The following is a 26519-nucleotide window of genomic DNA, read 5'->3' as shown; positions in this document are numbered from 1 at the left end:
GCGAAAGTAGGAAGAAAACTACTTCGTTTTCCTCCTACTCGATTTTCATTGTTAGACAACGTTTCTTTCCTCTTCTTAACTCATATTTTTTGTATAAAGTATTATTTTTCAAAGAATAATGTGTACTTTTGCACTCGCATACTAAAAAGAGTTTTAATATATTATATGGTAAAAGATTTATTAACCCCCGATTATATCTTCGAGTCCAGCTGGGAAGTATGTAATAAAGTGGGAGGGATATATACCGTCTTGTCGACACGGGCAAATACATTACAGGAAAAATTCCGCGACAGAATTTTCTTCATAGGTCCTGATGTGTGGCAAGGAAAGGAGAACCCTCTATTCATCGAGTCGGATAACCTATGTGCTGCCTGGAAAGAGCATGCGCTTGAGAAAGACGAACTTTCTGTCCGTGTGGGACGATGGAATATCCCCGGTGAACCCATAGTCATTCTTGTTGATTTCCAACCTTTTTTTGAAAAGAAAGACGATATATACACAGAAATGTGGAATCGTTATCAAGTAGATTCGTTGCACGCCTATGGCGATTACGACGAGGCTTCTATGTTTTCCTATGCCGCAGGAAGAGTGGTGGAGAGTTTCTATCGCTACAACCTGACGGAAACGGATAAGGTGGTATATCAGGCACATGAATGGATGACTGGAATGGGAGCACTTTATGTACAGGAAGCTGTGCCGGAGGTTGCTACTATTTTTACGACCCATGCTACGTCTATCGGTCGTTCCATTGCCGGCAATAATAAGCCGTTGTATGACTATCTGTTTGCTTATAATGGCGACCAGATGGCGCAGGAACTGAACATGCAATCGAAACACTCGATTGAGAAACAGACTGCACATTATGTAGACTGTTTTACTACGGTGAGTGAAATAACCAATAATGAATGCAAGGAATTACTGGATAAACCGGCAGATGTTGTTCTGATGAACGGTTTTGAAGATGATTTTGTGCCGAAAGGAAGCACGTTTACCGGCAAGCGTAAGCGCGCACGTACCTTGATGCTTAGTGTTGCCAATAAATTATTGGGAACAAATCTGGGTGATGATACGTTAATTGTCGGAACCAGTGGGCGATATGAGTTTAAGAATAAAGGTATTGATGTTTTTTTGGAATCATTAAACCGCTTGAACAGGGATAAGAAACTGCATAAGAATGTGTTGGCATTCATCAATGTACCCGGTTGGGTGGGAGAGCCTCGCGAGGATTTGCAGGCACGTTTGAAGAGCAAAGATAAGTTCGACACTCCCCTTGAAGTACCGTTTATCACTCATTGGCTGCATAATATGACTCATGACCAGGTGTTGGACATGTTGAAATATCTGGGAATGGGCAATCGTCCGGAAGATAAGGTAAAGGTGATTTTTGTTCCTTGTTATCTGGATGGTCGTGATGGTATCATGAATAAAGAATATTATGATATATTGCTGGGGCAGGATTTGAGTGTCTATGCTTCTTATTACGAACCGTGGGGATATACTCCGCTGGAAAGTGTAGCTTTCCATGTGCCGACAATCACTACGGATCTGGCAGGATTCGGACTTTGGGTAAACAGCCTGAAGAACCAGCATGGCATTAATGATGGAGTGGAAGTGCTGCATCGTTCGGACTATAATTATTCGGAAGTGGCGGATGGTATCAAAGATACGATTACGTTGTTTGCGGATAAGACAGAGAAAGAGGTGAAGGAAATCCGTAAGCGTGCTGCTGAAGTTGCAGAGCAGGCTTTATGGAAGCACTTTATACAATATTATTATGAAGCTTATGATATCGCTTTGCGTAAGGCAAGGATACGTCAGTTAAGTTAAGAAAGAAATTATTTATCAATAAGTAAACGAAAACATTATGAAAATCAAAGTTAGTAATGTGAATACTCCCAACTGGAAAGAGGTTACTGTGAAATCACGTATACCGGAAGAGTTGGAGAAGTTGTCTGAAATCGCACGCAACATTTGGTGGGCATGGAATTTTGAAGCGACTGAACTGTTTAGAGATCTAGATCCGGAACTTTGGAAAGAATGTGGACAGAATCCAGTACTGTTGTTGGAACGTATGAGCTATGAGAAGCTGGAAGCGCTGGCAAAAGACAAGGTGATTCTAAGAAGAATGAATGAAGTTTATACGAAATTCAGAGATTACATGGATGTGAAGCCGGATGAGCAACGCCCATCTATAGCTTATTTCAGCATGGAATATGGCTTGAGCAGCGTCCTGAAAATATATTCCGGTGGTCTGGGCGTATTGGCTGGTGACTATCTGAAAGAGGCTTCCGACAGCAATGTTGATTTGTGTGCGGTAGGTTTCTTGTATCGTTACGGCTACTTTACTCAAACGTTGTCTATGGATGGACAGCAGATTGCCAACTACGAGGCACAGAACTTCGGTCAACTTCCTATTGAACGCGTAATGGATGCCCACGGTCAGCCGATGGTGGTAGATGTTCCTTATCTTGATTATTATGTTCATGCAAACGTATGGCGTGTGAATGTTGGACGTATTTCTTTGTATCTGCTTGACACAGATAATGAAATGAACAGCGAATTCGACCGTCCTATCACTCACCAGCTTTATGGTGGCGACTGGGAAAACCGTTTGAAACAGGAAATCTTGTTGGGTATCGGTGGTATCCTGACTCTGAAAGCTCTGGGTATCAAGAAAGATGTTTATCACTGTAATGAAGGACATGCTGCATTGATTAATGTTCAGCGTATCTGCGACTATGTAGCTACTGGATTGACTTTCGACCAGGCTATTGAGTTGGTTCGCGCTTCTTCTCTTTATACTGTTCATACTCCGGTGCCTGCAGGTCACGACTATTTTGACGAAGGTTTGTTCGGCAAATATATGGGTGGTTATCCTTCCAGAATGGGTATCTCATGGGATGACTTGATGGATCTTGGACGTAACAATCCGGGCGACAAGGGCGAACGTTTCTGTATGTCTGTTTTTGCTTGCAACACTTCACAGGAAGTGAACGGTGTAAGCTGGCTGCACGGAAAAGTTTCTCAAGAAATGTTCTCTTCTATCTGGAAAGGTTATTTCCCGGAAGAAAGCCACGTAGGATATGTAACGAATGGTGTTCACTTCCCAACTTGGAGTGCAACAGAATGGAAAGAATTATACTTTAAATATTTCAACGAAAACTTCTGGTTCGATCAGTCTAATCCTAAGATTTGGGAAGCTATCTACAATGTGCCCGATGAAGAGATTTGGAAGACTCGTATGACTATGAAGAATAAGTTGGTTGACTATATCCGTAAGTCATTCCGCGATACATGGTTGAAGAACCAGGGAGATCCTTCTCGTATCGTTTCACTGATGGATAAGATCAATCCGAACGCATTGCTGATTGGTTTCGGCCGTCGTTTTGCTACTTACAAACGTGCACACTTGCTGTTCACCGACTTGGATCGTCTTTCTAAGATCGTGAACAATCCTGATTATCCGGTACAATTCCTGTTTACAGGTAAAGCTCACCCGCACGATGGAGCAGGCCAGGGCTTGATTAAGCGTATCATTGAAATCTCTCGTCGTCCGGAATTCCTGGGTAAGATTATCTTCCTCGAGAATTACGATATGCAACTGGCTCGTCGTCTGGTTTCCGGCGTTGATATCTGGTTGAATACTCCGACTCGTCCGTTGGAAGCATCCGGTACATCTGGTGAAAAAGCTTTGATGAACGGTGTTGTCAATTTCTCCGTATTAGACGGATGGTGGCTGGAAGGTTACCGTGAAGGTGCAGGTTGGGCGTTGACTGAAAAACGTACTTACCAGAATCAGGAACATCAGGATCAGCTGGATGCTGCTACTATTTACAGTATTCTTGAAACTGAAATCCTTCCGTTGTATTATGCACGTAATAAGAAGGGATATTCTGAAGGCTGGATCAAAGTGGTGAAGAATTCTATCGCACAGATTGCTCCTCATTATACCATGAAGCGTCAGTTGGATGATTACTATAGCAAGTTCTATTGCAAACTGGCAAAACGTTTCCAGACTTTGGCTGCTAACGATAATGCAAAAGCAAAAGAAATCGCAGCTTGGAAAGAAGATGTGGTTGCTAAATGGGATTCTATTGAAATCGTATCTTGTGACAAGGTAGAAGAGCTGAAGAATGGTGATATCGAAAGCGGAAAAGAATATACTATTACTTACGTTATCGATGAAAAAGGCTTGAATGATGCAGTGGGACTTGAATTGGTTACTACTTACACAACTGCAGACGGAAAACAACATGTTTATTCTGTAGAACCGTTCAGTGTAGTCAAGAAAGAAGGCGACTTGTATACATTCCAGGTTAAACACAGCTTGTCAAATGCAGGTAGTTTCAAGGTGTCTTACCGTATGTTCCCGAAGAATCCGGAACTTCCACACCGTCAGGACTTCTGCTACGTACGTTGGTTTATCTAATTGCTTGAGTAAAAGTAGGGGAGTATATCTCCCTCACTTTCATACATACATTCAGCCCCTGTATTCTTTGAGAATGACAGGGGCTGAATTTTTTATCTGTTTGGAGAGTGGGGCGTAAAGTCTCGCAAATAAAAAAGACTGTCTCATTTTCTATTTGAGACAGTCTTGTATAAATTTCAAGGCCTTTGGAAAAGCCTTTCTTTGGATCTGTTATTTAACAGCTTCTGCAATTTTAGCTTGAAGTTCTTCTCCGTGCAGACCGCGAGCAATAATCTTACCGCTACCATCGATCAATACAGTGTGAGGAATGCTGTTTACAGCATAAAGCTGTGCACCTTCACTTTGCCAGAATTTCAGGTCGGACATTTGCGGCCAAGTCATGTCTAGTTTCTTGATTGCTTCTTTCCATGCAGCACCATCCTGATCGAGAGATACACCTACGATTTCGAAGTTTTTGCCTTTGTACTTAGCGTATGTTTCTACTAGGTTAGGCATTTCGCGACGGCAAGGACCGCACCAGCTAGCCCAGAAGTCAACCAATACCACTTTTCCTTTGCCTACATAATCAGACAACTTCACTGTCTTTCCTTCCGGAGTCTGCATTTCGAAATCAACAAATTGAGTACCTACAGCAGTCTTTTTCTGCTTGTCAGTCATCTCTTTGATTCTTACGATTGTTTCGTCATTCTGGAAATTAGCAGGAATTTGTTGCAACAAAGCTTCATTTTCGTCCGTAGAGTTATTGTAGAAAGTTTGTTTAAACAAGAATACTCCAACCGGGTTGGTGATATTCTTTTGTACGCCTTCTTTGATTGCTTTGTCATATTGTTCTTCCAGCTGAGCACCTTCTTTTTGTTTGGCCTCTTTTTGCTCATCACTTAAAGATGTATTACCCATTGCCTCATAAATGGCATTCATTTTTTTGCTGATGTCATTGATTTGAGCTCTGATTTCCTGGTATGCATCGTTGTTGGGAGTACCGGTAACAGCGTCATTATCCTTGGTCAGGGCAACGTTGATTTTTCCGTTTTCCAGGAAGAAGTCGATCATCAACGGTTCTCCGTTCACTTCACAAGTGACATAACGGCTAACCACAGAATCTTGTGTGCCTTCAAAGGTAAAAGTACCTTTGGTGATAACGGCTGTATCTAGTTTGGTCAGATTTCTACCATTGGCTTCCTGAAGATAAACGGTGTCACCATCGCTTGCACCTTCTACTGTACCTGTAATAGTGTATCCGGCTTTGTTTCCGCCAGTACAAGCTACCATGCTTAACGCTGCCGTTGCAATAACTAAATAAGTAAACTTTTTCATGCTTTTGTAAAATTGGTGAATAAATATTTATGCAAAGATAGATTTTTTTTCTGTCGGGCATCGAAAAACACTGTTATATTAGATTAACACGTAGGTGGAAACCGCAGAAATGTGTACCTTTGCAGCCCAAACTTTAGTATGAATATGCAAGAAGATAAATCCATCATTGAGGTGAGCCATGTATCGAAGTACTTTGGCGATAAAACAGCATTGGATGATGTGACTCTGAACGTGAAAAAGGGCGAGTTTGTGACTATCCTTGGTCCTTCCGGTTGCGGTAAAACCACGTTGTTGCGTCTCATTGCTGGTTTTCAGACAGCTTCGGAAGGCGAAATCCGAATTTCGGGGATGGAAATAACACAAACTCCTCCCCATAAGCGTCCGGTGAATACGGTATTTCAGAAATATGCCTTGTTCCCGCACTTGAATGTGTATGATAACATCGCTTTCGGCCTGAAACTGAAAAAAACACCGAAACAGACCATTGAGAAGAAGGTGAAAGCTGCTTTGAAAATGGTAGGCATGACGGATTATGAATACCGCGATGTGGATTCTCTTTCCGGTGGTCAGCAACAACGTGTAGCTATTGCCCGCGCCATCGTGAATGAGCCGGAAGTGCTGTTGTTGGATGAACCGCTGGCAGCGCTCGATCTGAAAATGCGTAAGGATATGCAAATGGAGCTCAAAGAAATGCATAAATCTTTGGGAATCACGTTTGTGTACGTCACTCACGATCAGGAGGAGGCACTTACGTTAAGTGACACGATTGTCGTAATGAGTGAAGGAAAGATTCAGCAGATCGGTACGCCGATTGATATTTATAATGAACCTATCAATGCTTTTGTTGCGGACTTTATCGGAGAAAGCAATATCCTCAACGGTACCATGATTCATGATAAACTCGTACGTTTTTGCGGTACGGAGTTTGAATGTGTGGATGAAGGATTTGGCGAGAATGTTCCGGTGGACGTAGTCATTCGTCCGGAGGATCTTTATATTTTCCCCGTTTCGGAAATGGCACAGTTAGTAGGAGTGGTAGAGACTTCTATTTTTAAAGGAGTGCATTATGAAATGACGGTGTTGTGCGGCGGATATGAATTCTTGGTGCAGGATTACCATCATTTTGAAGTAGGGGCTGAAGTCGGTCTGTTGGTGAAGCCTTTCGATATTCATATTATGAAGAAAGAGCGTGTTTGCAATACATTCGAAGGAAAATTGCTGGATGCTACTCATGTGGAATTCCTGGGCTGTAACTTTGAATGTGTTCCGGTGGAAGGAATTGCTTTCGATACGAATGTCAAAGTGGAAGTAGACTTTGAAAAAGTGATTCTTCAGGATAATGAAGAAGACGGAACGCTGACGGGTGAGGTGAAATTCATCCTTTACAAGGGTGACCATTATCATCTGACTGTATTGTCAGATTGGGACGAGAATGTATTTGTAGATACGAACGATGTATGGGATGACGGTGACCGTGTAGGTATTACCATCCCTCCAGATGCTATTCGTATAGTTAAAATAACCGATTAACAGGAAAGGAAGTGAATAAGAGGTTTATAGTCTTTTTGTCATCACGTAAGAGTTGGACTCTCCCTTACATTATTTTTTCGGTGATCTTTGTGATTATACCGTTGTTCTTAATTGTCGTATATGCCTTTACCGATGATAGCGGCCATTTGACACTCGCCAATTTTCAGAAGTTCTTCGAACATCCCGAAGCAATCAATACCTTTGTCTATTCGATTGGTATTGCCATTATTACCACCCTTGTTTGTATTTTATTGGGTTATCCTGCTGCCTGGATATTGAGTAACAGCAAGCTGAACCGTTCCAAGACGATGGTCGTACTGTTTATTTTGCCGATGTGGGTAAATATTCTGGTGCGTACCCTTGCCACTGTTGCCTTATTCGACTTTTTCAGTGTGCCGTTGGGCGAGGGAGCGTTGATATTCGGTATGGTATACAACTTTATCCCTTTCATGATTTATCCTATCTACAATACTTTGCAGAAGATGGATCATAGCTATATCGAGGCGGCGCAAGACTTGGGAGCCAATCCTGTGCAAGTCTTTCTGAAAGCAGTCCTTCCGCTTTCCATGCCGGGGGTGATGAGTGGTATCATGATGGTGTTCATGCCGACTATATCGACATTTGCCATTGCCGAGTTGCTGACGATGAATAACATCAAACTCTTTGGTACGACGATTCAGGAAAATATCAATAACAGTATGTGGAACTATGGAGCGGCACTTTCGCTCATTATGTTGCTATTGATAGCTGCTACTTCCCTGTTCAGCACCGATGATAAGGAAAACTCAAATGAAGGAGGCGGGCTATGGTAAAGAAGATATTTGCACAGACTTATTTGTGGATATTGCTGCTCTTGCTTTATTCTCCGATCGTGATTATTGTGATCTACTCATTTACAGAGGCGAAAGTGTTGGGTAACTGGACGGGATTTTCTACCAAACTTTATTCTTCGTTATTCACTACCGGTGCTCATCATTCTTTGATGAATGCATTGATTAATACGATCACTATCGCTCTACTGGCTGCAACAGCATCTACGTTATTAGGAAGCATCGCTGCTATCGGTATATTCAATCTGAAAGCCCGTTCACGCAAAGCGATCGGATTTGTGAACAGCATTCCTATTCTGAATGGTGATATTATCACCGGTATATCCTTGTTCCTTTTGTTTGTATCTCTGGGGATCACACAAGGCTACACAACCGTAGTGCTTGCTCATATTACTTTTTGTACCCCGTACGTTGTTTTAAGTGTATTGCCCCGTTTGAAGCAGATGAATCCGAATATTTATGAAGCTGCCCTCGACTTGGGAGCTACTCCTATGCAGGCCTTGTGGAAAGTCATAATTCCGGAGATTCGTCCGGGAATGATTAGCGGCTTTATGCTTGCACTGACACTATCCATTGATGATTTTGCCGTAACTGTATTCACTATCGGTAATCAAGGTTTGGAAACGCTTTCTACTTATATCTACGCCGATGCCCGCAAGGGAGGTTTGACCCCGGAACTTCGCCCGCTTTCGGCTATCATTTTTGTCGTGGTACTGGCGTTATTGGTTGTAATCAATTACCGGGCAGGAAAAACGAAGAAAAAAGATTAATAGACTATCAAATGTGCTACTACGTAAATAATATGAAAAGAATAATTCCTGCTATCCTGCTCTTATTGGCTTTGACCGGGTGTTATAATTCCGGTGAACCTCGTGAGCGGGTTCTTAAAATCTACAACTGGGCGGATTACATCGGCGAAGGTGTACTTGAGGATTTCCAGGCATATTATAAAGAACAGACCGGTGAGAATATCCGTATCGTTTACCAGACATTCGATATCAACGAAATCATGTTGACGAAAATTGAAAAGGGGCATGAAGATTTTGATGTTGTTTGTCCTTCGGAATACATCATCGAGCGTATGCTGAAGAAGCATTTGTTGCTACCTATCGACACGAATTTCGCACATTCTCCCAATTACATGAATAATGTGGCTCCATTTATTCGTAAGCAGATTAATAAATTGAGTCAGCCGGGTGAAAAAGCCAGCCGCTATGCTGTATGTTATATGTGGGGGACGGCAGGTATTCTGTATAACCGGGCTTATGTGCCCGATTCGGTAGCCCTGTCCTGGGATTGCCTTTGGAATAAAAAGTATGCCGGAAAGATCCTGATGAAGGATAGTTATCGTGATGCTTATGGAACAGCCGTGATTTATGCGCATGCAAAGGAACTGAAGGAGGGAACGGTAACAGTGGAAGAGTTGATGAACGACTATTCTCCACGTGCGATGGAGTTGGCTGAAAAATACTTAAAAGCCTTGAAACCGAACATTGCTGGCTGGGAAGCGGACTTTGGCAAGGAAATGATGACGAAAAATAAAGCTTGGCTGAATATGACTTGGAGCGGTGATGCAATCTGGGCGATTGAAGAGGCCAATGCGGTAGGAGTGGATTTGGATTATGAAGTTCCCGAAGAAGGAAGTAATATTTGGTATGATGGTTGGGTGATCCCGAAATATGCCAGGAATCCGGAAGCAGCCAGTTATTTTATCAACTTTATGTGTCGTCCGGATATAGCCTTGCGGAATATGGATTTCTGCGGATATGTAAGTTCCATAGCTACTCCCGAAATACTGGAAGAGAAGATAGACACCACTCTTCATTATTATTCCGATTTAAGTTACTTTTTCGGACCGGGTGCAGACAGCGTGCAGATTGATAAAATACAATATCCGGATCGTAAGGTGGTGGAACGATGTGCCATGATTCGTGATTTTGGCGATAAGACAAAAGAAGTTCTTGATATTTGGTCGCGTATTAAAGGAGATAATTTGGGAGTGGGTATCACTATTCTTATTTTCGTCGTTGTTGCATTGATGAGTGGTTGGATGATTTATAAGAAGTGGCAGCGTTATAATCGTCAGAAACAACAAAGACGTAGAAGCAGAAGGAAAAAGGTCAGGAGGAATTAGTGTTTCTCCGGATTGCAAACAAAAAATAAATTAGGTGGAAAATAAAAGCGGTATCTACGGTAAGAAATAAGAAGCACGGTGAACAGAATGCTGATGGCAGGATGTTCGCCGTGCTTGGTATTTATCGTCTTTTCATTTCTCGGAGAATGTCCTTGGTGTCCTTATCTACCCGGAATGACTCAATTGTTTTTTGCAGTGCCTTGTTGTAAGTCCAGTTATCCAGTGTGCTATGTTTCAGATACTCCATTGTCTTTTGGGGAAATTTGATAAAACACAATGATATCATCCATGCCATAGCCATGCGTGCATAATATGCATCATGATTGAATGAGTCGGCATATTTCAGTAACGAATCGATATGCGCGTCATCTACATAATGGAAAAGCATCACAATTCCGAAACGTATTTCAAATTCTTTAGAGGATTTCAGATAGGGTTGGATAAATTGCCATACGTTTTCTTTTCCTTTTTTCACAGAAGTTTTCAGTTCACTGCAGAATATGTCGCATACAGCCCAATTATCTATACGGGGAATGAACATCGTTACGTATTTCATTTGTTCTTCAAGTTCCATTTTTGCCAGTCCGATAATCATTCCCTGAAGCATTGTTTCTTCATAATAAATCGTATCGGTTGATTCGACAAATGTACGCCAGTCTTCTTTCTTAATAATTTCTTTGGCCATTGTCCGCAGTTGGGGGATGCGTACGCCGAGAATGTTGTTTGCTCCCGGGAGGAGGGAAGAATGAAATTCCTGATATTTGGAATCTGCTAATGTTTGTAATTCTTTCCGGATATTTTCAGTTGTAGTCATTTTCATATCGTTGGTTATTTCACAAAGGTATAAAAAAAGAGTATGCGCGCTGTGTGCAGGCATACTCTTTTTGGAGGTAATTCCCATCATAATGAAAATACGTTGGGAAAGTTTATCCGATCAGTTACTTTTTGACCATGTCGAAACTGAATGTGGTAACCGAAAAGTTTTCAAGCGGCTCTCCTTCTACTTCCACTTGGGTGGCTTTGATTACAAAGGTGAGTTTTTTATCTTTATATGTATATTGACCCTTTTCTTCCGCTTCTATAGTTACTTTTACAGTAATTTGAGGAGCTTCCTCTCCCTCTGTTTGTACTTGGGTAGGGATCGTGTATTTTATTTCCAAAGGTTCAGGTTTTAATTGAAGTAGAATGGAGCCTTTGCTATCATCATTAAAGGCTGCAGTATAAGGAATGTTGTAATTGATATCACCCAAAGTCTCAATGATAATTTCGCCTATTTCTTCACCGACAATACTTTTAATCAGATCGTCAACCGGAAGTTTTTTTATCATAATCTGATTGTCTTTTACTTCAGCGGTAACTGTGGCTCCTTGCGGCTGTTCTTCTTTGAAGGAATAGTTTTGTGGATTGACGGATGGAGCAGTTTCTGTCAGCATATTACCGGAATAATTACCTTCCACATCTTTAAGTGAATATACGGGAATATCAGAATCGTTATCACTACTACATGCTGTAAAAGTGGCTATCAGGCCTAATGACATTACTAAGAAAGCAAAACGATTAAAACAACAAGCTTTTTTTATTTCAGTTATAATTTTCATACTGTTTTAAATTAGATTATTAATTTCAAAATTAAGGTGTACGTACATAAAGTAAATGCCGGTACTTGTGAAATACTGCATAAGGAAATAAAAATAGAATATTTTTTTTTATATGAGTATTGCCATGAAGATCCCTGTTCATGGGATCTTCAATTATAAAATATTCTTTTTATTTTATAGCTTTTTCGTAATGGACTTGCTTGGAGTTATCCCGAAATACTCTTTGTATTTATGGCGGAAATTCTTAAGATTTTTCAATCCAATCATTTCAGGAATAACCTGGACAGAGTATTTTCCACTCTCCAATAACTCACGTGCTTTTTCCATACGAATACGATAAATAAAATACTTCGGTGCTTCTCCCGTCAGTGCTTTCCATTTATTAAAGAAAGCAGTTCTGCTCATATACAGTTCAGAGGCAATTTCATCTATCGTCAGATTTTCCTTATCTATATTTTTTAGAATAAATTCTTTTACTTGATTGATGAATGTGTAATTACTATCATCTAAAACTTTCTCTTCTTCCTTTTCCAAGAACTGCTTTCCGAAAACTGTCTGCAAGAATGATCTTCTTAGAGAACGGTTGTTTTTGATAAGTACATTCATTTCTATCTTTAAATCTTCGATGTGGAAAGGCACATATAAAAAGATGTCGGCCAGGGAACTTTCTCTTTTGTTGCGTTGTCCTATATCTATACGTGAACCGTAAAGGATGATAGGAATAACGGATGTTTCTCCTGATGTCTTTAGTCTTGATGACAGTTCATAGCCATACATTCCATGCAGCATAAGGTCGCAAATCACTAAATCAGGATATTTCTCTTTTATACATTCTAAAGCTTCAGAGCCATTCCCGAAACTTTTCACATCAAAATCCTTTGATAAACATTCTTCCAAATAAGACTTGAATTCTTCATTACTGTCAGCGAGAACAACAGTAGGCTTGATTGAACTTTTTTTATGAGCAATCTTACCCAATGAAGTATCAGTCTTTCTTTCTTCCGACTTTTTTGCGGAGTGTATGATATTATATCCGGATACCTTTCTTTCTGAATTTGTTGTAGGAAATCTTAGTGAGACAGTGTGGGTTGAATGATTGATAAGAATATTCCCATCACATAGTTTCATTAATTTTTTGCAGAGTACACTTTTGGCAAATGCATATTTGAACTCTGATTTATGTTTAGGTTTAATCAAGTGATACTTTTGGCGCCTATAACATGTTAGCAATTTGCCCTTGTTGGCATCGAACGTTTTAAGTTCCCAGTGTTCGGAATTAGAAGAAATTGAAAAGATAATCCTTTTATCTTCAGGTTTCGAATGTTCTATTGCGTTTTTTATGAATTTATCAATGATGGGAGAGATTTTACTTTGATCGAACCAAACGCTGGCATAATTAAACTCTGTTTTTATTTCTAACTTAATCCGCTTGTCCGTAGCGAAATTTTTCAATGAATGGACTCTGTTATTAATGAAGTTTCCCAGTTCATATTCGGCAATATCCATCTGTTTGGAGTAGATAAGCAGATGTCGCAGATTCATTAATTTGGTTAGGTGTTCATCAAGACAGTCTATATTACGAATGACTAGTGATAACATTTTCTTTATGTCTTCGGGGCAACTATCATCACAAGCAGCTCTTAGAGGGGTATGAACGAGTGTGATAGGGTTGCGAATGCTTTGAAAAGAATCCATGAAATATTGGTGCTCTTCTTTTAAGATTTTGATTTCCTTATGGAGGGTAAGAAAATGAGATAAGAGCCAATATAATGAAATACCTCCGGCTGTAAGTAGTAAGAAGAAGTGAGACTGGTGAAAGATATTTGCATCTATAATAGAGACAAATAGTGACGTTATCATTAAGTATTTCATATTTATTTTTTGTTGAGGTCACTTGGACTGTATACCTCTGTTCCTTTTTAGTTGAGGGGGGATGAGAAAATGCACAACGAGTGTGATTTAGGGCATTACTAAACTCAAACAGTCTAATCTCAAAATTATTTGTTCTTTGAAGGTCAATATTAAGAAAGCGAGTTCCGTATGCAGATTTAAATCCTTACGTCTTGAATCATTCTTTAAGGAATATCTATTTCCTCCAAGTGACAATAATTAATAGATCATTTTTTCTGAATATATAATACTAAATAGAGATTCTTTGACGGTGGTGGGCGTATCTTGTATTTGATACTGTAATCTTTTGGGGCTATCAGTATCACAATATGCTTTTTCATATGTAATTCCTAAGGTAAAGTAAACATATTTTCTTTATTGAAATATAGTTTGTTTTTGCGGAGTAAAAGTAATGATTTGGTATAATAAATAAATGATGAGTTATTGGCAAATGGTGTATTGTTATTGTTTGGTGTTGTTTTGTAGGTGATAAGTGTTGTGTTTTTGTATTATTTTAATTGATGATATTTAGTGGAAATAGTGAAACCGGAACTTTAACCAAATAGATGGTTAAAATTCCGGTTATATTATTTTACTGATAATAGGCGCATAAGCTCCTGTTAGTAAGGAAAGGATTTGTTTTTCCTCCCCTGTTTAATTGATAATTCTACATCTCGTAATAGTTTTTATCCCCTTTCATATCCTTGTATTTACCATTATGCAAATAGTTGATGTCCGGTTCATATTTATGGCCTCCTTCCACTCTATAAAAGGCTGCTGCCCCTGCATTTATGTTAGCATGATATGGTGTTGCTTCCAGTGCGTCCGACCAGAAAGGGATATTACGCATTATGTAAAGTTTGCCAAGACCTTTGTCATATAACTTTTCTCGTAACGTTTCCGGATACGATTCGTCATTTTCATAATCGAACGTATATTCGTCGGTGCTGAAACCGCCATATTGAGATTTGTCCAGTCCTGCTATTGGTTTTTCAATCGAGCTATCCTCCCATGGATTCATAATTTTGGTATTTACCCATGTCCAGGCATAATCAATATATTCACCTGCTCTGATACCCGCAGCCTCGGAGGCTAGTGAACCGGCCGGATCACCCGTTATGGTAACTGTAATCAGTTTGGTCTTGCCTAAAGATTCCCGTAGTGCTTTGATGAGCTTCGGATACGAGGTCGCATTGGCAGCCGGATGTCCGTTTATACCATATTCGGCACCTTCGTCCATGAGATTAATGCCATCTACACGGTAGTTGGCGAGCTTCTTGACTTCCGCTACAAAGGCTGTAATCTGCTCATCTGTCAGGTTGCAGAATCCCAAGCCGGTCCCTTCTGCTTTAAGGGTGACGCAACGCTTTATACCATAGCTGGAGAGTGACGACATATTGCTTAACTGCTTTTTGAAATTGGCTGATTGGTTCAGAGTCACTTTTCCATTCGCATATCCCAGTGTTGCGGCATTCACATTAATGATGTCATATAAATAGGCATACCACGACGTTTCCCATAACTCATAATGTCCGGGACCGAATGTTTCATTATCATATAATACCATGATAAATTCTTTGGCAATGGAGGCGTTGACTTTTTCGCCATCAATAAACCCTACCATCTTGTACTTTTTCATATCAGCCTTCATCGGGCTCAACCACGGATAAGTAGAGCGTTTATAATAAATCTTGTAATAGATTTCATTACTATCCCGTGACGGACGAATTCCGCTTTCTTCCGGTAGTTCTACGGTAATAGGGAGCAAAGAATAATCATGCAATGTGCCTAGCGGATTCAGGCGTACCATGATAGTATCCGACATTGTATCTCCTGCCTTAATAGTCATTGCACCATCGTTACTGATGCCCTCAATGCTGATAGTAGACATTTTCCGGTATTCCGTACCGTGTTCTTCATTGTATTTGTCTACTAAGTCGAGGTCGATTTTCATTGTGATTCGGGTGTCCTGTGCCACCGGCTTCACCGTTTGGTAGAAGAATGCAAAATCGGGAGTCTTGGTATTGGTCATGGTGATTTCCAGGTCACTGGTTGTCATATCACATTTTAGCATGCCAAAGTTATTATCTAAAGCCGTCTCGTTAGGTAATTTACCTACGGGAGTGGCAATGGAATTATCTTCGCAGCCTCCTAGCATGCCGGTTACTAATGTAATGGCAGCCATGCAGAGAACATTTTTGAAGTTTATATTTCTTTTCATGTCCATGGTTATCTTTAAAGTGAATGATTACTTGTTGATTTGTGGAATTTCGATTCCCGTCGGCCACACAAGAGGTTCGGCAGATACTGCATCGAATCCGTGTTTCGAATGGTCCTTGACAATGTTTCCCTCACCTTCATTAAATTTCCAGTAAGCAAGCAGGCTTTCTTCGTTTTCAGGATCTTCCACTTTATACATATTCGTCCAGATTTCCTCTTTCGTACGGCAAGTGTTCCAGATACGTATCTCTGCGATGTTACCGTTGAGTTGCCGTAGCTCATCTTCATAAGAGCGTCCTATCTGGAATTCGCAATCCGGCGTTCCACAGATATCCACAGTAGCTCCTTTTCCATAAGAGATATCCTGACTTTGCAGTTGTCCGTTCACATAATAGGCAATAAAATGTTCCTTGGCGTTGTACACCAGCGCTATATGATACCATGTCATTGCATTCAGTGACTTAGCCCTGTCGGCGGCGGGGAATTTGACTCCGTCCGGTCCCTGCATCTGCAACTGTTGGCGTGGGAAACTTGTATCACCTATACGCATTAAGAAATGCTGTTCTACTCCCATGATCGTACTGATATCCGATGCACCGGCCGTATTGCTTGGTCCGCTGTATGTAAAGTCCTCTACATATACCAGTGCTTCCATGGTAATCTGACCTAATTCTTTCAGACAGGCATTTTTCTCTTCGTCGAGGAAAGTAGGCACTTCCAGATAATTGTCTTTCAGGTTGGCGGCTACCGTGATAGCGCTTGAACGGCGCACCAGATAGAACAATGTTTTCGAACCGTTCAATAGATGAACGCCACCCGACGTTTCAGAGATGGTGAGCGGAACCAGATAAGTTTTATCAATCTCCAAATCTAACAGGTTATTAAAATAGATCGTATCAATCAATGATTCACTCTTTTCGGCTTTGATAATCAGTTCGCTGTTCGACAGGCTATAATATTTACTATCCAGCATTCCATAATCAGTCCCGTGCCGGGCATTGAATTCGTTTATCAGTCCGGGATCCGCTTTCAGCTTCACTACGATGTCTTTTCCTGCCGGGTAAGTCAACTTGGCGCTGAAGGCACGTTTCTGTTCATTCAGCGTATTTCGGAAAGTCACTCTTTCTGAATTGCTGTTACTGGCTTCCTTGATATAGACCATGTTGTCGAATGGTGCTTTATTACTGTAATCCGTATTGTCACAGGCAATCATCAGTCCGCAGATGATTGCAGCCAGAGAGATGATTATTTTATATCGTTTCATAGTTCCTCCTTTCATTAATTAATCGGTGATGGGTTCAGTTTTTGGATAGCATCACGTATACGGCGGTAGTTAGTCACCCCATCGGTGGCGAGATAATCTTCATTGGCATTGTAGATAGAAACTCCTGCCAGCGGACCATTGTTACCCAGTCCTGTGATGAAATGATTGATGATGTAGGCCATCCCTTCCGAGGTTTGTATAACATCCAAATCTTCCCGGCTGATGATACCGGTTTTACCGTCATCGGTCGGAGGAGTGGCTGTCGTTATCACTTTCTCTTTGGGCATTTTTCCATAGAAACCTACAGGTTGGCTCATATTCAGTTTTATTTCGAGTGAGCTTTCAAGCAACACAATTTGCCCATCCACGAAATAGTCTACCAAATCGATGAACGGCTCTTCGTATCTTCCGCTATAATCCACTGTAAATGTGACGATGCCATCAAAGAAAACCAACTTTCCATTATTAGCTTTCGGACCGCCGATAGCGGCAAGTTTTTCCCGGATAGCCGTCGTTACCTCATTGAAGAAATCGACATGCATCATACTTCCGGCACGACCAAACTGCACATAATAACCGTCAAATTCATCACTCTCCCCGTTTTTCAATGCCGCATTCATTTTCGTTTTGAATTCTTCCAGGTTTTCTGTCTCTTCGCATTGGTCGTAGAATTCGGATAAATTCTTGTAATAGAGAAATTTGGTGCCGGTTCGTTTGAGTTTGGATATGTCTTCCTTATCATATACGGACAGATTATCAGCGTTGGTCAGCACCACAAAATCTACGCTATCGGGCAAGGAACGCAAGAAATCCTGTTCGCCCAATGTCGTACCCGGATTGTTGGCAAAACGTATTAACATTAACGTATGCTTCCGGTTTTTGTATTCTTTCAGACTTTGCTCGTATTTTTCATACAAGCTGTGGTCTTGTTCGTCGGGAAATATAGGGTTGTAATCAACCGGTGTCGGTTCTGTCCAGTCGCTACAGGCAACGAACATCAGTGAGCAGGCTACGGTCAATATGACACTTATGAATGAATTCTGTTTCATTGTATCTTGGGTTTAAGTTCCACATTATTTTACATTCGGATTGCAGTCCCACCATAAGCGGGTAGCGCCATTATCTTCTCCATTGAGCTTTCGCAGGGCACCAAGCATATTTTCCGCATTCAGCTGATATTCTTCGGCAGGATAGGAGAGACGTCGTATTCCCAGTGTCAGGTTAGTGATTCCCACTCCCTTGTTGTCCATTATCGGAAGGAATTTAGGATACCCTGTGCGGCGATGTTCGCACCAGGCTTCAATGCCCAGAGGAAACATGGCAATCCATTTTTGAGTAATGATACGTTCCAGGTTTTCTTCGAAACGGGTATTCTCCTTGTCCTCGTTCCAGGCAATGGTGATGCTGCTCGGAGATTGGGCGCTGTATGTACCTCTCGGGTCTTTGTAAGCCCCCGGCACCAATGCTTTATTCTGGGAGTATCCGCTTGCTCCGCTTGCGCCCCATTGCTCAAAGGAAAGGGTGATCGCCTTCTCATATAGCTGTTGGGCATCTCCGCTCATTGCCCATCCCCGCAGGGCACCTTCGGCGCGAAGGAACGTGACCTCGGCGGCAGTCATCCACATATACGTATCATTGGCAGTCATCAAACGGTTGGAATAGGTTTGTATCAACTCGTCGTCCGTCACTTTGGAAGGAAGAATACCAATGCGTAGCCCATAGTAATCGGTATCATCCTGATACTTTCCCTGGGTGAAGTATTTTTCCAGACGCGGATCGTTATATCCCTGCATATAGGAAACGATTTCCGCAGCTATCCGGTAATCCTTCCAATCATTGAAACAGAGAGCCGAACGATTCTCCTCCACATGCAGTTGTGCGTTGTCCTCGTTGTTCTCTATCACACCTGCGGCTACGGCTTTCTCGGCTATTTCCCTGGCCAGTTCCGGTTTCACATAAACGATACGCATGGCCATGCGAAGCTGTAACGAGTGAAGGTATTTATACCATTTCCGCACATCTCCATAATAAAGATTATCCAGTTTCTTAAATCCTTCCGCACTTAGACCGAGATTCTCCTTCAGAGCTTCATCTGCTTCTTCCAATTCCTTGAACATAGCCACATAAACCTCCTCTTGAGAATCATAAGGAGCACTAAGGCCGTCACCTTCCGTTTTATCTCCCAATACTTTGGTATAGGGAATCGGTCCGAACATATCCGTAGACCGGTGCATGATAGCGACTCGCAGAATCTTGGCGAATGCCAGTGCGACGGGGTCATTGGTACGGTTGATAATATCCCGGTAGGAAGGATACATTTCCGAGATAGGATCGGAGAACGAAGCCTTCAACCAGTCCGATTTGGGATTATAAGTCGAGTATTTTTCAGTCCAACCCACACGCGTCTCTCCAAAATAACGCCCGTAGGCTCCTCCGCACATCGCTTCCACAAATTGATAAAGATGCTCTTGTGTGGGGACCACCAATGCTTCCATGCTCTTTAGAGACGAACCGATGATATGGTTTTCGCGCATCAGTTCATCCTGCGTTGTCTCGTAAGGATTACGATTGATATCCATATCGATACAACTTCCCGTCCATAGCATCAGCGTTAGCAGGTATGCCAGTCGGAGGGTTGCTTTTCTGTATTCTTTCATTTGAGTATTCATAGTTTTAGAAGTTAATCTTTACATTAAAACCAAAATTGCGTGTACTGGGCATCATGAAGTAGTCGATTCCCTGATAGAAATTGCTTGTTGTGGCAATCGCTTCCGGGTCGAAAGGTGCTTTGCAATAAATCATCCACAGGTTACGTCCCACTACAGAGACGTTGATGTCGCAGATATTACCCAACCATTTGCAGGGGATGGTGTATCCGATGTGAGCTTCCTGCAAACGCAGATTTGTAGCGCTATACGTATAATATTGCGGCAGCCCGCTTGAGGTAGCTACAATCTCGTAATACTGCTGTGCGTTCACCCAGCTACGTCCGTTGACGAGTACTCCGCCACGGTCACGGGCGGCAGCAGATGCTTCGGATACGCCATATTGGTCGAGAGCAGCCTGTGTGGCTGAATAAACAATACCTCCCAGGCGGGCGCTTAATTGGAATCCCGCATAAATACCTTTGTAAGAAAAGCTGTTGTTCCATGCCAGGTTTGCTTTAGGAAATACGCTGCCTAATTTGATGTCAGGTAGATTATCCGTTTTGGCGACATCCCCATTTTTGTCTATCTGGATATAGCCTTTATCGTCACGTATGAAGTCGGCATTCGTGTACAGGTCTCCCAGTGTGCCTCCTTCTTTCAGGATAAATTTGGTATATCCCAGTCCTTTTAGTTCAAGGCGGTCTTTGTTGACGATTTCTCCGGTTTCGGGATGCACATAGTCCTTAACCAACTCCACAATTTTGTTTTTATTCCAGGAGAAAGTGAAGTTACTGTTCCATCCGAAGTCGCGCCATGTATGTCCGTAAGAGAGTAGCCCCTCGACACCGAGATTGCGTACATAACCGGTTTGCACATAAAGAGTCGAATAGCCGGAAGACACGGTGATTTTCGGGTCGAATGTCTGGTTATAGGTATTGGCATAGTAGAATGAACCACTGACTTTGAAATCCTTGAAGAAAGTTCCGTCCACACCTATTTCCCAGGAGTCGGTACGTTCCGGTTTCAGTTTGCCGATAGGATAATGGGTTTTGGCGTTCCAGTCCTGTTTGGTAGGGTCATAGCTGTAAGTCGGTTGTACCAGAAAACGCGGGTAGGGGGTACCCACAGAACTGAATGACCCGCGTACTTTCAGGTAATCAATCGCTTTGGGTAATGTCACCATTTCGCTGATTACTGCCGAAAGACCTACCGATGGATAGAAGAAAGAAGTAGGATTCGAGCCTTTCAACTGGGAAGCCCAGTCGTTACGTCCGGTCAACGTCAGGTACAGCATGCTTTTCCATCCTATTTCCGCACTGGCAAAAATAGATTGCGTCATTTCTTCCCAACCCTCCTGTGTTGCCCGTTTCTTGGCATTGTCCAAATCAAATACATTGAATACGTTGGGCACTCCCGTGTCGCGAATCGGACCACCGTAACCCAGTAAATCACTGGAGTTGTCGCTCAATGAAGTACCGGCATTGACTACTACCGTGAAGTCGTCAATGCGTTTATTGATATTCACCATGAAGTCGGCATACGTCTGTGTCTCGTTCACCTTTTGGATGGTGTAATGTCCCTGGGTACTGCCTTCGGTCAGTGTAGAGATCGTACTTGCGTATAGCTTTTGCTGATAAGTATTGTCGGTGTTGTCCACGCGGATACGTGCCGATACATTCAGCCAGTCCAAAATGTCGTATGTCAGTCCGGCATTCAGCATATAACGCTTTTTCTCATTCGTGCGGACGTTCCGGTAAGCAATCCAGTAAGGATTCTGCATACGCAAATCCCCTTCACCTTGCGGCCAGTAAGCCACATTGATTTTACGTGCTTCGTCATAACGTTCGAAGGCTTTTACTAGAGAAAAGTCATCGCCCCGTGGAAACAGGTAAGCCGAAACCAATGGATTGGAATAAACTCCCTGATTGGTCATGTTGCGGTCATTTTGTATGATATAACTGGCTCCTACATCCAATTTCATCTTGTCATTCAGGAAATGAGTCGTATTGCGAAATGTGAAATTATATCGGTTGTACCTATTGTTCGGAATCATCCCTTCTGAATTGACTGCTGCGGCAGAAAAGAACGTTTGGTTCTTGTCCGTACCTGTCGAGAGGGTGATGGAGTTGCTGTAAGCCGCTCCCGTATCAAAGAAGTCGGTGGGTTCATATCCTGTTTGGTTGGCCGGATTCAGTTTAGGCCCCCAACTTAATATGGGAGAACCTTCCGCATCGCCCCGTGTACCGGTTCCATACCGATTCTGAAACTTGGGCAATACAAATGGGTTCATAAATTCCATGCTGCTTGAGAAAGTAGCTGACAGTTTTCCTATCTGTCCCCGCTTGGTAGTCACTACAATAGCGCCGTTGGCAGCGTTGCTGCCATACATTGCGGCTGCTGCCGCACCTGTCAGGAAAGAGATGCTTTCAATATCGTCGGGATTAATATCCGCAATGGCTTCCGTAGCACCTTTGGAGTCAAATTCAGTACCGCCTCCACCGCCGAAGTTATACATCGGAATACCGTCAATGACGTATAGCGCATTACTGCTCTGCTCGATAGACTTTGTACCACGCATCACCACTTTACTGGCACCTCCCACACCGGAAGAAGAAGCATTAATGACAACGCCGGCAGCCTTTCCGCTCAAACTGTTGATAAAGTTGGCGTCTTTTATTTCCGGCATCTTGTCTGCTCCGATTTGCTGGACGTTGTAGCTCAATGCTTTTTGTTCGCGTTTGATGCCGAGAGCAGTTACTACAACTTCCGATAGCTGTTGCGTATCGGCTGTCAGTTGAATGCGGTAATTATTCTGGTTGGTGACTTTAATGCTTCCTGAAGTATAACCGATATAAGTAAATGTCAGTGTATTTCCGGTGGAAGCTTCGATCAGGAAGTTCCCGTCGATGTCTGTGATAGATCCGGCGGCAGTGCCTTCCACTTTGATGTTCACTCCGATCAAGGGATCGTTGTTTTCATCAACTACCTTACCGGTGATCTTTTTGGTCGGGTTGCTTTCTTTCTTTTGTTCCGGAATAATCATGATATATTTCTCTTTCAGTTGATAGGTGAAACCTGTACCTTTGAGAATTTGAGCGAGCGCATTTTCCAACGAAGCCGCCTCTATATTGAGGGTGATGGCCGGTTTGTTTTTCAGTTGGGAATCGTTGTAGCCTACGGACATACCGGATTGTTTTTCAACTTCTTTCAGTGCTTCAATCACAGATATACTATTCTTTTTAATAGTGATTTTAGCGCCATTTTGTGCAAGGGAAACTGTTGTGGCGAGCATCAAACAGAAAAAAAGCATAAAACTTCTTCCCTTTGTCTTCTTGTCTACTATAAATTTATAAATTTGTAGCATTTTCTTAGTATTAGGTTATTGACTAAATTATTTCGAGGTAATTTGTAGAGTAAACTCTAATATTGGGAATTCAGATTTCATATCCGGGACGGAGTGAGGCCTCTGTTCCGGGTATTTTTTTGCATGGCATATAAGGTTAAAAAGTTATATTCTTGTCAGATAGCACTTGTCTTCTACTATTCTATAGTCCATTTGTCCGACCACGTTCACGATGATTTCCATCACTTCTTCGAGTGGTGCGTTGTCCTTGAAACGAAAACTGAACCTGTCGTTTTTGAGGTTCTTGATACTATATACAAAGGTATAAGGATATTTTCGCTCCAATACGTTGATGATGTCCGTCAGCGTCATCTTTTGCAGAACCAGTTCTCCGCGTTGCCAGGCTGTCACATCGTCCATATCCGGATTGGAGAGATCATATTTCTTATTGTTTCTGTTATAGGCAAACTGTTCGTTGGGATGGAGAATGACACTTGTTGTCAGATTGTTATAATCTACACGGATACTGCCTGAAATGAGAGTGGTTGCTATTTCCTGGCTTTCAGGGTAGGCAGATACATTAAATTCCGTACCTAACGCAGTAATCTGTAAATCATTGGATTTCACGATAAACGGACGTTTCTTGTCCGGCTTAACCTTGAAGTTGGCTTCGCCTAACAGGAATACACTACGACTATCTCCGGTAAACTCCTGCGGATATAAAAGTGTACTTTTCGAGTTGAGTTGCACTTTTGTTCCATCGGGCAGCGTCAAACTTCTCATTTCTGCTATCGGGATATATTGCTGTAACAAGTCGGTTTCCGCTTTTGCGCCTACAGTCGATAGATAGACCGAAGAGGCAAGCAGGAGGAATAAGATAGCAGCTGCGGATTGCCATATATGTATTGGGCGAATTCTTCTCTCTTTGGGTACGGTTGGAATACCTTCCTGTTTTTTCAGGCGCTCGTAAGACTTCTGCATTCCTTTCACGTTTTTTTGCCGTTGCGCTTTGTTCCACAGCTCTCTCAAAGCATCTTCTTTCTGGGATGCATGATCCTCATCTACCAGCCATTGATAGAATTCATTTTGAGTAGCTTCCGGATAGTTATTGCCGGTAAATAATATCAGTATTTTCTGAAAAAAGTTCCTCATTTGCGCTGTTCTTTTTAGTGGTTACACTATTAGCACAATCGAAAATGGGGGATTACTTAAAAGAAACACAGGAAAAATGCAATAAAAATAGTTTTTTTTATTTCGAGCAGGGTCAGATAGATTTGGTGTTCCACAGTTCGTACGGAAATATTGAGTGCTTGTGCTATCTCCATATTACTCATATTGTTGATGCGGCTCATTTCAAAAACTTTTCTGCGGCGTTCGGGAAGGCGGTCGAGAATTAGACGGATGATTAATAGTGCTTCTTTATAATAGATAGGGTCGAGAGTATCTTCGGATTTTAGTAAGTCTTCGATTAGATATTTCTGCGATAATTGTTCCTGATAGAATTGTTCCAGTCTTTTGCGTTTGATGAAATTGAAAGTTGTGTTTTTAGTCATGGCGTAGATATACTGGCCTATGTCTTTGTTTTCCAGCCAGACCTCCGGTTGTGTCCATAATTTAGCGAACACATCCTGAATGATATCTTCTGCGTCCTCTTCAGATTTGAGCAAGTTTATAGCGAAATATTTAACAGCGGAATAGTGCGTGGTAAATATAATTTCGAATTGGCAGGCTAGATGAATAGGGTCTTGGTTTTGGCTCATAGGTTTATCAGGTCTGTTGGTATGAGACAAATGTATGTAAATAATTCAACAATACTAAGAAGCAAAGATTAGTATGCGAAAAAGGAAACTAAAAAAACGACTTCAAGTTCTGTGTTTTTATGAACTCTTAACTGTGAAAAGGAAAAAAAATAGTGACGCCATCCTTACTGGATAGCGTCACTATTCGAGTGAGATGGTGACGGTATACCAATGTGATACCGTCACTATTTTTAGATATGTATTTTACCAGTTTCTTTTCACTGTGCGGTAACCGTAGCCGATAATTACAAGAAAACAAATGAACGGAAGAATAAATGAAACATTGACAGCCGGTAACCACGCTATTTGTTCCAAATCGATGATGCTCGCCTGTAGCGGTGGAAGAACAGAACCTCCCAGGATAGCCATGATGAGGCCGGCAGCTCCGAACTTCGCATCATCTCCCATGCCTTTCAGGGCAATACCGTAGATGGTGGGGAACATTAGTGACATACAGGCCGATATGGCTACCAGGCAATACATGCCGTAGATGTCCTGAAGGAAGATAGTTCCTAATGTGAAAATACCTCCGAAGATAGCGAGGATCATCAATAATTTGCCTGCATTAAGATAGCGCAGAATGAATGTACAGATGAAACGGCTGATACAGAATATCACCATTGCCACAATATTATATTGCTGTGATAACACTTCCGCACTTTTCTCGTCCATACCTTGCGACATGAACAAACGGGTTCCATACTGAATGATAAATGTCCAGCACATAATTTGTGCACCTACATAGAAGAATTGGGCAATCACACCTTCACGATAACGTGTTTGGGTGAAAATACGTTTCAGTGTAGGGAAAAAGTCTATTTTATGGTTCTGATCTCCATTTTTGGGCATCTTGACGAACCGTATCAGAAGCAACATCGCTACGATAACCAGTCCGATGATAAGATAAGGAGCAATCAGGACACTAAGGTCGCTTTCTTTGATCGCCTGAAATTCATTGTCGTTAAGCAATGCGCGGTCTTCGGTACACATCGGATGCAATTTCGCTTGAATGAACTGCATGGCTACATACATTCCGAGAAGTGACCCCATCGGGTTGAAAGACTGTGCAAGGTTCAATCGCCGGGTAGCTGTTTCTTCCGTTCCCATGGAAAGAATATACGGATTACAGCTTGTTTCGAGGAAAGATAATCCGCAGGTTAGAATAAAATAAGCAATCAGAAACGGATAGTACTCACCCGTCATTTTGGCGGGGAAGAATAAGAAGGCTCCGAAAGCATACATACCCAGTCCTAACAAAACACCTGCTTTGTAGGAATATTTGCGGATGAAGATGGCAGCCGGGAAAGCCATTGCAAAGTAGCCTCCATAGAAGGCAACCTGTACCAATGCCCCGTCGGTGGCACTCATCCGGAAGATTTTAGAGAATGCCTTTACCATCGGATTGGTAATATCATTGGCAAATCCCCATAACGCAAAACAGGAGGTAATGAGAATAAAAGGTATAAGATAACTGATGCCATCTTTCGAAATGATGGACTGCTTGGTGTGTTTCATGGTTG

18 protein-coding genes are annotated in these 26519 nt (G+C 42.0%); 6 read left to right on the top strand and 12 right to left on the bottom strand.

The annotated features are described in order from the left end of the window. The first annotated feature begins 165 nt into the window (after positions 1-165). Together DXB58_RS17445 and DXB58_RS17440 are read left to right on the top strand one after the other, a co-directional pair. Entirely contained in the window at positions 166-1827 is a 1662-nt protein-coding gene (locus DXB58_RS17445; RefSeq protein WP_074559275.1) for a glycogen/starch synthase, read from the top strand. 37 nt (positions 1828-1864) lie between these two features. Beyond that, positions 1865-4429 (top strand): glycosyltransferase family 1 protein, encoded by a 2565-nt coding sequence (locus tag DXB58_RS17440; RefSeq protein ID WP_122137672.1) that lies wholly within the window; start codon positions 1865-1867, stop codon positions 4427-4429. A 210-nt stretch (positions 4430-4639) separates the two neighbouring features. On the opposite strand, the gene DXB58_RS17435 is transcribed toward DXB58_RS17440, so the two are convergent. Then, the gene (locus DXB58_RS17435) at positions 4640-5743 is read right to left on the bottom strand and encodes a TlpA disulfide reductase family protein (RefSeq protein WP_004308092.1); all 1104 of its coding nucleotides are present in this window, start codon (positions 5741-5743) and stop codon (positions 4640-4642) included. A 138-nt stretch (positions 5744-5881) separates the two neighbouring features. On the opposite strand from DXB58_RS17435, the gene potA reads away from it, so the two are divergent. The 4 genes from potA to DXB58_RS17415 are packed head-to-tail and all read left to right on the top strand — an operon-like array spanning position 5882 to position 10237. Further along, positions 5882-7273: a polyamine ABC transporter ATP-binding protein gene (potA, locus tag DXB58_RS17430; protein WP_004297652.1), complete on the top strand. Its 1392-nt coding sequence runs from the start codon at positions 5882-5884 to the stop codon at positions 7271-7273. A gap of 11 nt (positions 7274-7284) precedes the next feature. Beyond that, complete coding sequence (locus tag DXB58_RS17425; RefSeq protein WP_181983643.1) at positions 7285-8085, top strand: ABC transporter permease; 801 nt, start codon at positions 7285-7287, stop codon at positions 8083-8085. Continuing rightward, a complete protein-coding gene (locus tag DXB58_RS17420; protein ID WP_004297655.1) occupies positions 8079-8873 on the top strand; it encodes an ABC transporter permease in 795 nt (264 codons plus the stop codon). The genes DXB58_RS17425 and DXB58_RS17420 overlap by 7 nt, the downstream gene beginning before the upstream one ends. Before the next feature lie 32 nt (positions 8874-8905). Further along, positions 8906-10237 carry an ABC transporter substrate-binding protein gene (locus DXB58_RS17415; RefSeq protein WP_008776543.1) on the top strand — a complete coding sequence of 444 codons (1332 nt, stop codon included), beginning with the start codon at positions 8906-8908 and terminating at the stop codon, positions 10235-10237. A gap of 121 nt (positions 10238-10358) precedes the next feature. Here the strand turns inward: DXB58_RS17415 and DXB58_RS17410 are convergent, their stop codons facing one another. From DXB58_RS17410 to fucP, 11 genes are all read right to left on the bottom strand, one after another. Continuing rightward, complete coding sequence (locus tag DXB58_RS17410; RefSeq protein WP_022199559.1) at positions 10359-11051, bottom strand: DNA alkylation repair protein; 693 nt, start codon at positions 11049-11051, stop codon at positions 10359-10361. Positions 11052-11175: 124 nt separating this feature from the next. Next, entirely contained in the window at positions 11176-11835 is a 660-nt protein-coding gene (locus tag DXB58_RS17405; protein WP_004300189.1) for a DUF4840 domain-containing protein, read from the bottom strand. 174 nt (positions 11836-12009) lie between these two features. Further along, on the bottom strand, positions 12010-13707 hold the full coding sequence (locus tag DXB58_RS17400) for a response regulator transcription factor (RefSeq protein ID WP_004300188.1): 1698 nt from the start codon (positions 13705-13707) through the stop codon (positions 12010-12012). Positions 13708-14392: 685 nt separating this feature from the next. Beyond that, positions 14393-15946: a BT_3987 domain-containing protein gene (locus tag DXB58_RS17395; RefSeq protein ID WP_004317799.1), complete on the bottom strand. Its 1554-nt coding sequence runs from the start codon at positions 15944-15946 to the stop codon at positions 14393-14395. A gap of 27 nt (positions 15947-15973) precedes the next feature. Next, positions 15974-17209 (bottom strand): DUF1735 and LamG domain-containing protein, encoded by a 1236-nt coding sequence (locus tag DXB58_RS17390; protein ID WP_004317800.1) that lies wholly within the window; start codon positions 17207-17209, stop codon positions 15974-15976. Between the two features lie 14 nt (positions 17210-17223). Then, positions 17224-18258 carry a glycoside hydrolase family 18 gene (locus tag DXB58_RS17385; protein WP_004325674.1) on the bottom strand — a complete coding sequence of 345 codons (1035 nt, stop codon included), beginning with the start codon at positions 18256-18258 and terminating at the stop codon, positions 17224-17226. Positions 18259-18282: 24 nt separating this feature from the next. After that, on the bottom strand, positions 18283-19866 hold the full coding sequence (locus tag DXB58_RS17380; protein WP_032846870.1) for a RagB/SusD family nutrient uptake outer membrane protein: 1584 nt from the start codon (positions 19864-19866) through the stop codon (positions 18283-18285). A gap of 16 nt (positions 19867-19882) precedes the next feature. Continuing rightward, positions 19883-23221, bottom strand: a complete 3339-nt coding sequence (locus tag DXB58_RS17375) for a TonB-dependent receptor (protein WP_008999651.1) — start codon at positions 23219-23221, stop codon at positions 19883-19885. Positions 23222-23365: 144 nt separating this feature from the next. Next, positions 23366-24352: a FecR family protein gene (locus DXB58_RS17370; RefSeq protein WP_008999652.1), complete on the bottom strand. Its 987-nt coding sequence runs from the start codon at positions 24350-24352 to the stop codon at positions 23366-23368. A 56-nt stretch (positions 24353-24408) separates the two neighbouring features. Beyond that, a complete protein-coding gene (locus DXB58_RS17365) occupies positions 24409-24960 on the bottom strand; it encodes an RNA polymerase sigma-70 factor (RefSeq protein ID WP_122137671.1) in 552 nt (183 codons plus the stop codon). Positions 24961-25203: 243 nt separating this feature from the next. After that, positions 25204-26514, bottom strand: coding sequence for an L-fucose:H+ symporter permease (fucP, locus tag DXB58_RS17360; protein ID WP_122137670.1), 1311 nt, complete (start codon positions 26512-26514; stop codon positions 25204-25206). Positions 26515-26519 lie beyond the last annotated feature (5 nt).

This window comes from Bacteroides sp. OM05-10AA (assembly GCF_003439055.1).
Classification (GTDB): Bacteria; Bacteroidota; Bacteroidia; order Bacteroidales; family Bacteroidaceae; genus Bacteroides; species Bacteroides intestinigallinarum.
This window is presented reverse-complemented; position numbering and strand designations above follow the sequence as displayed.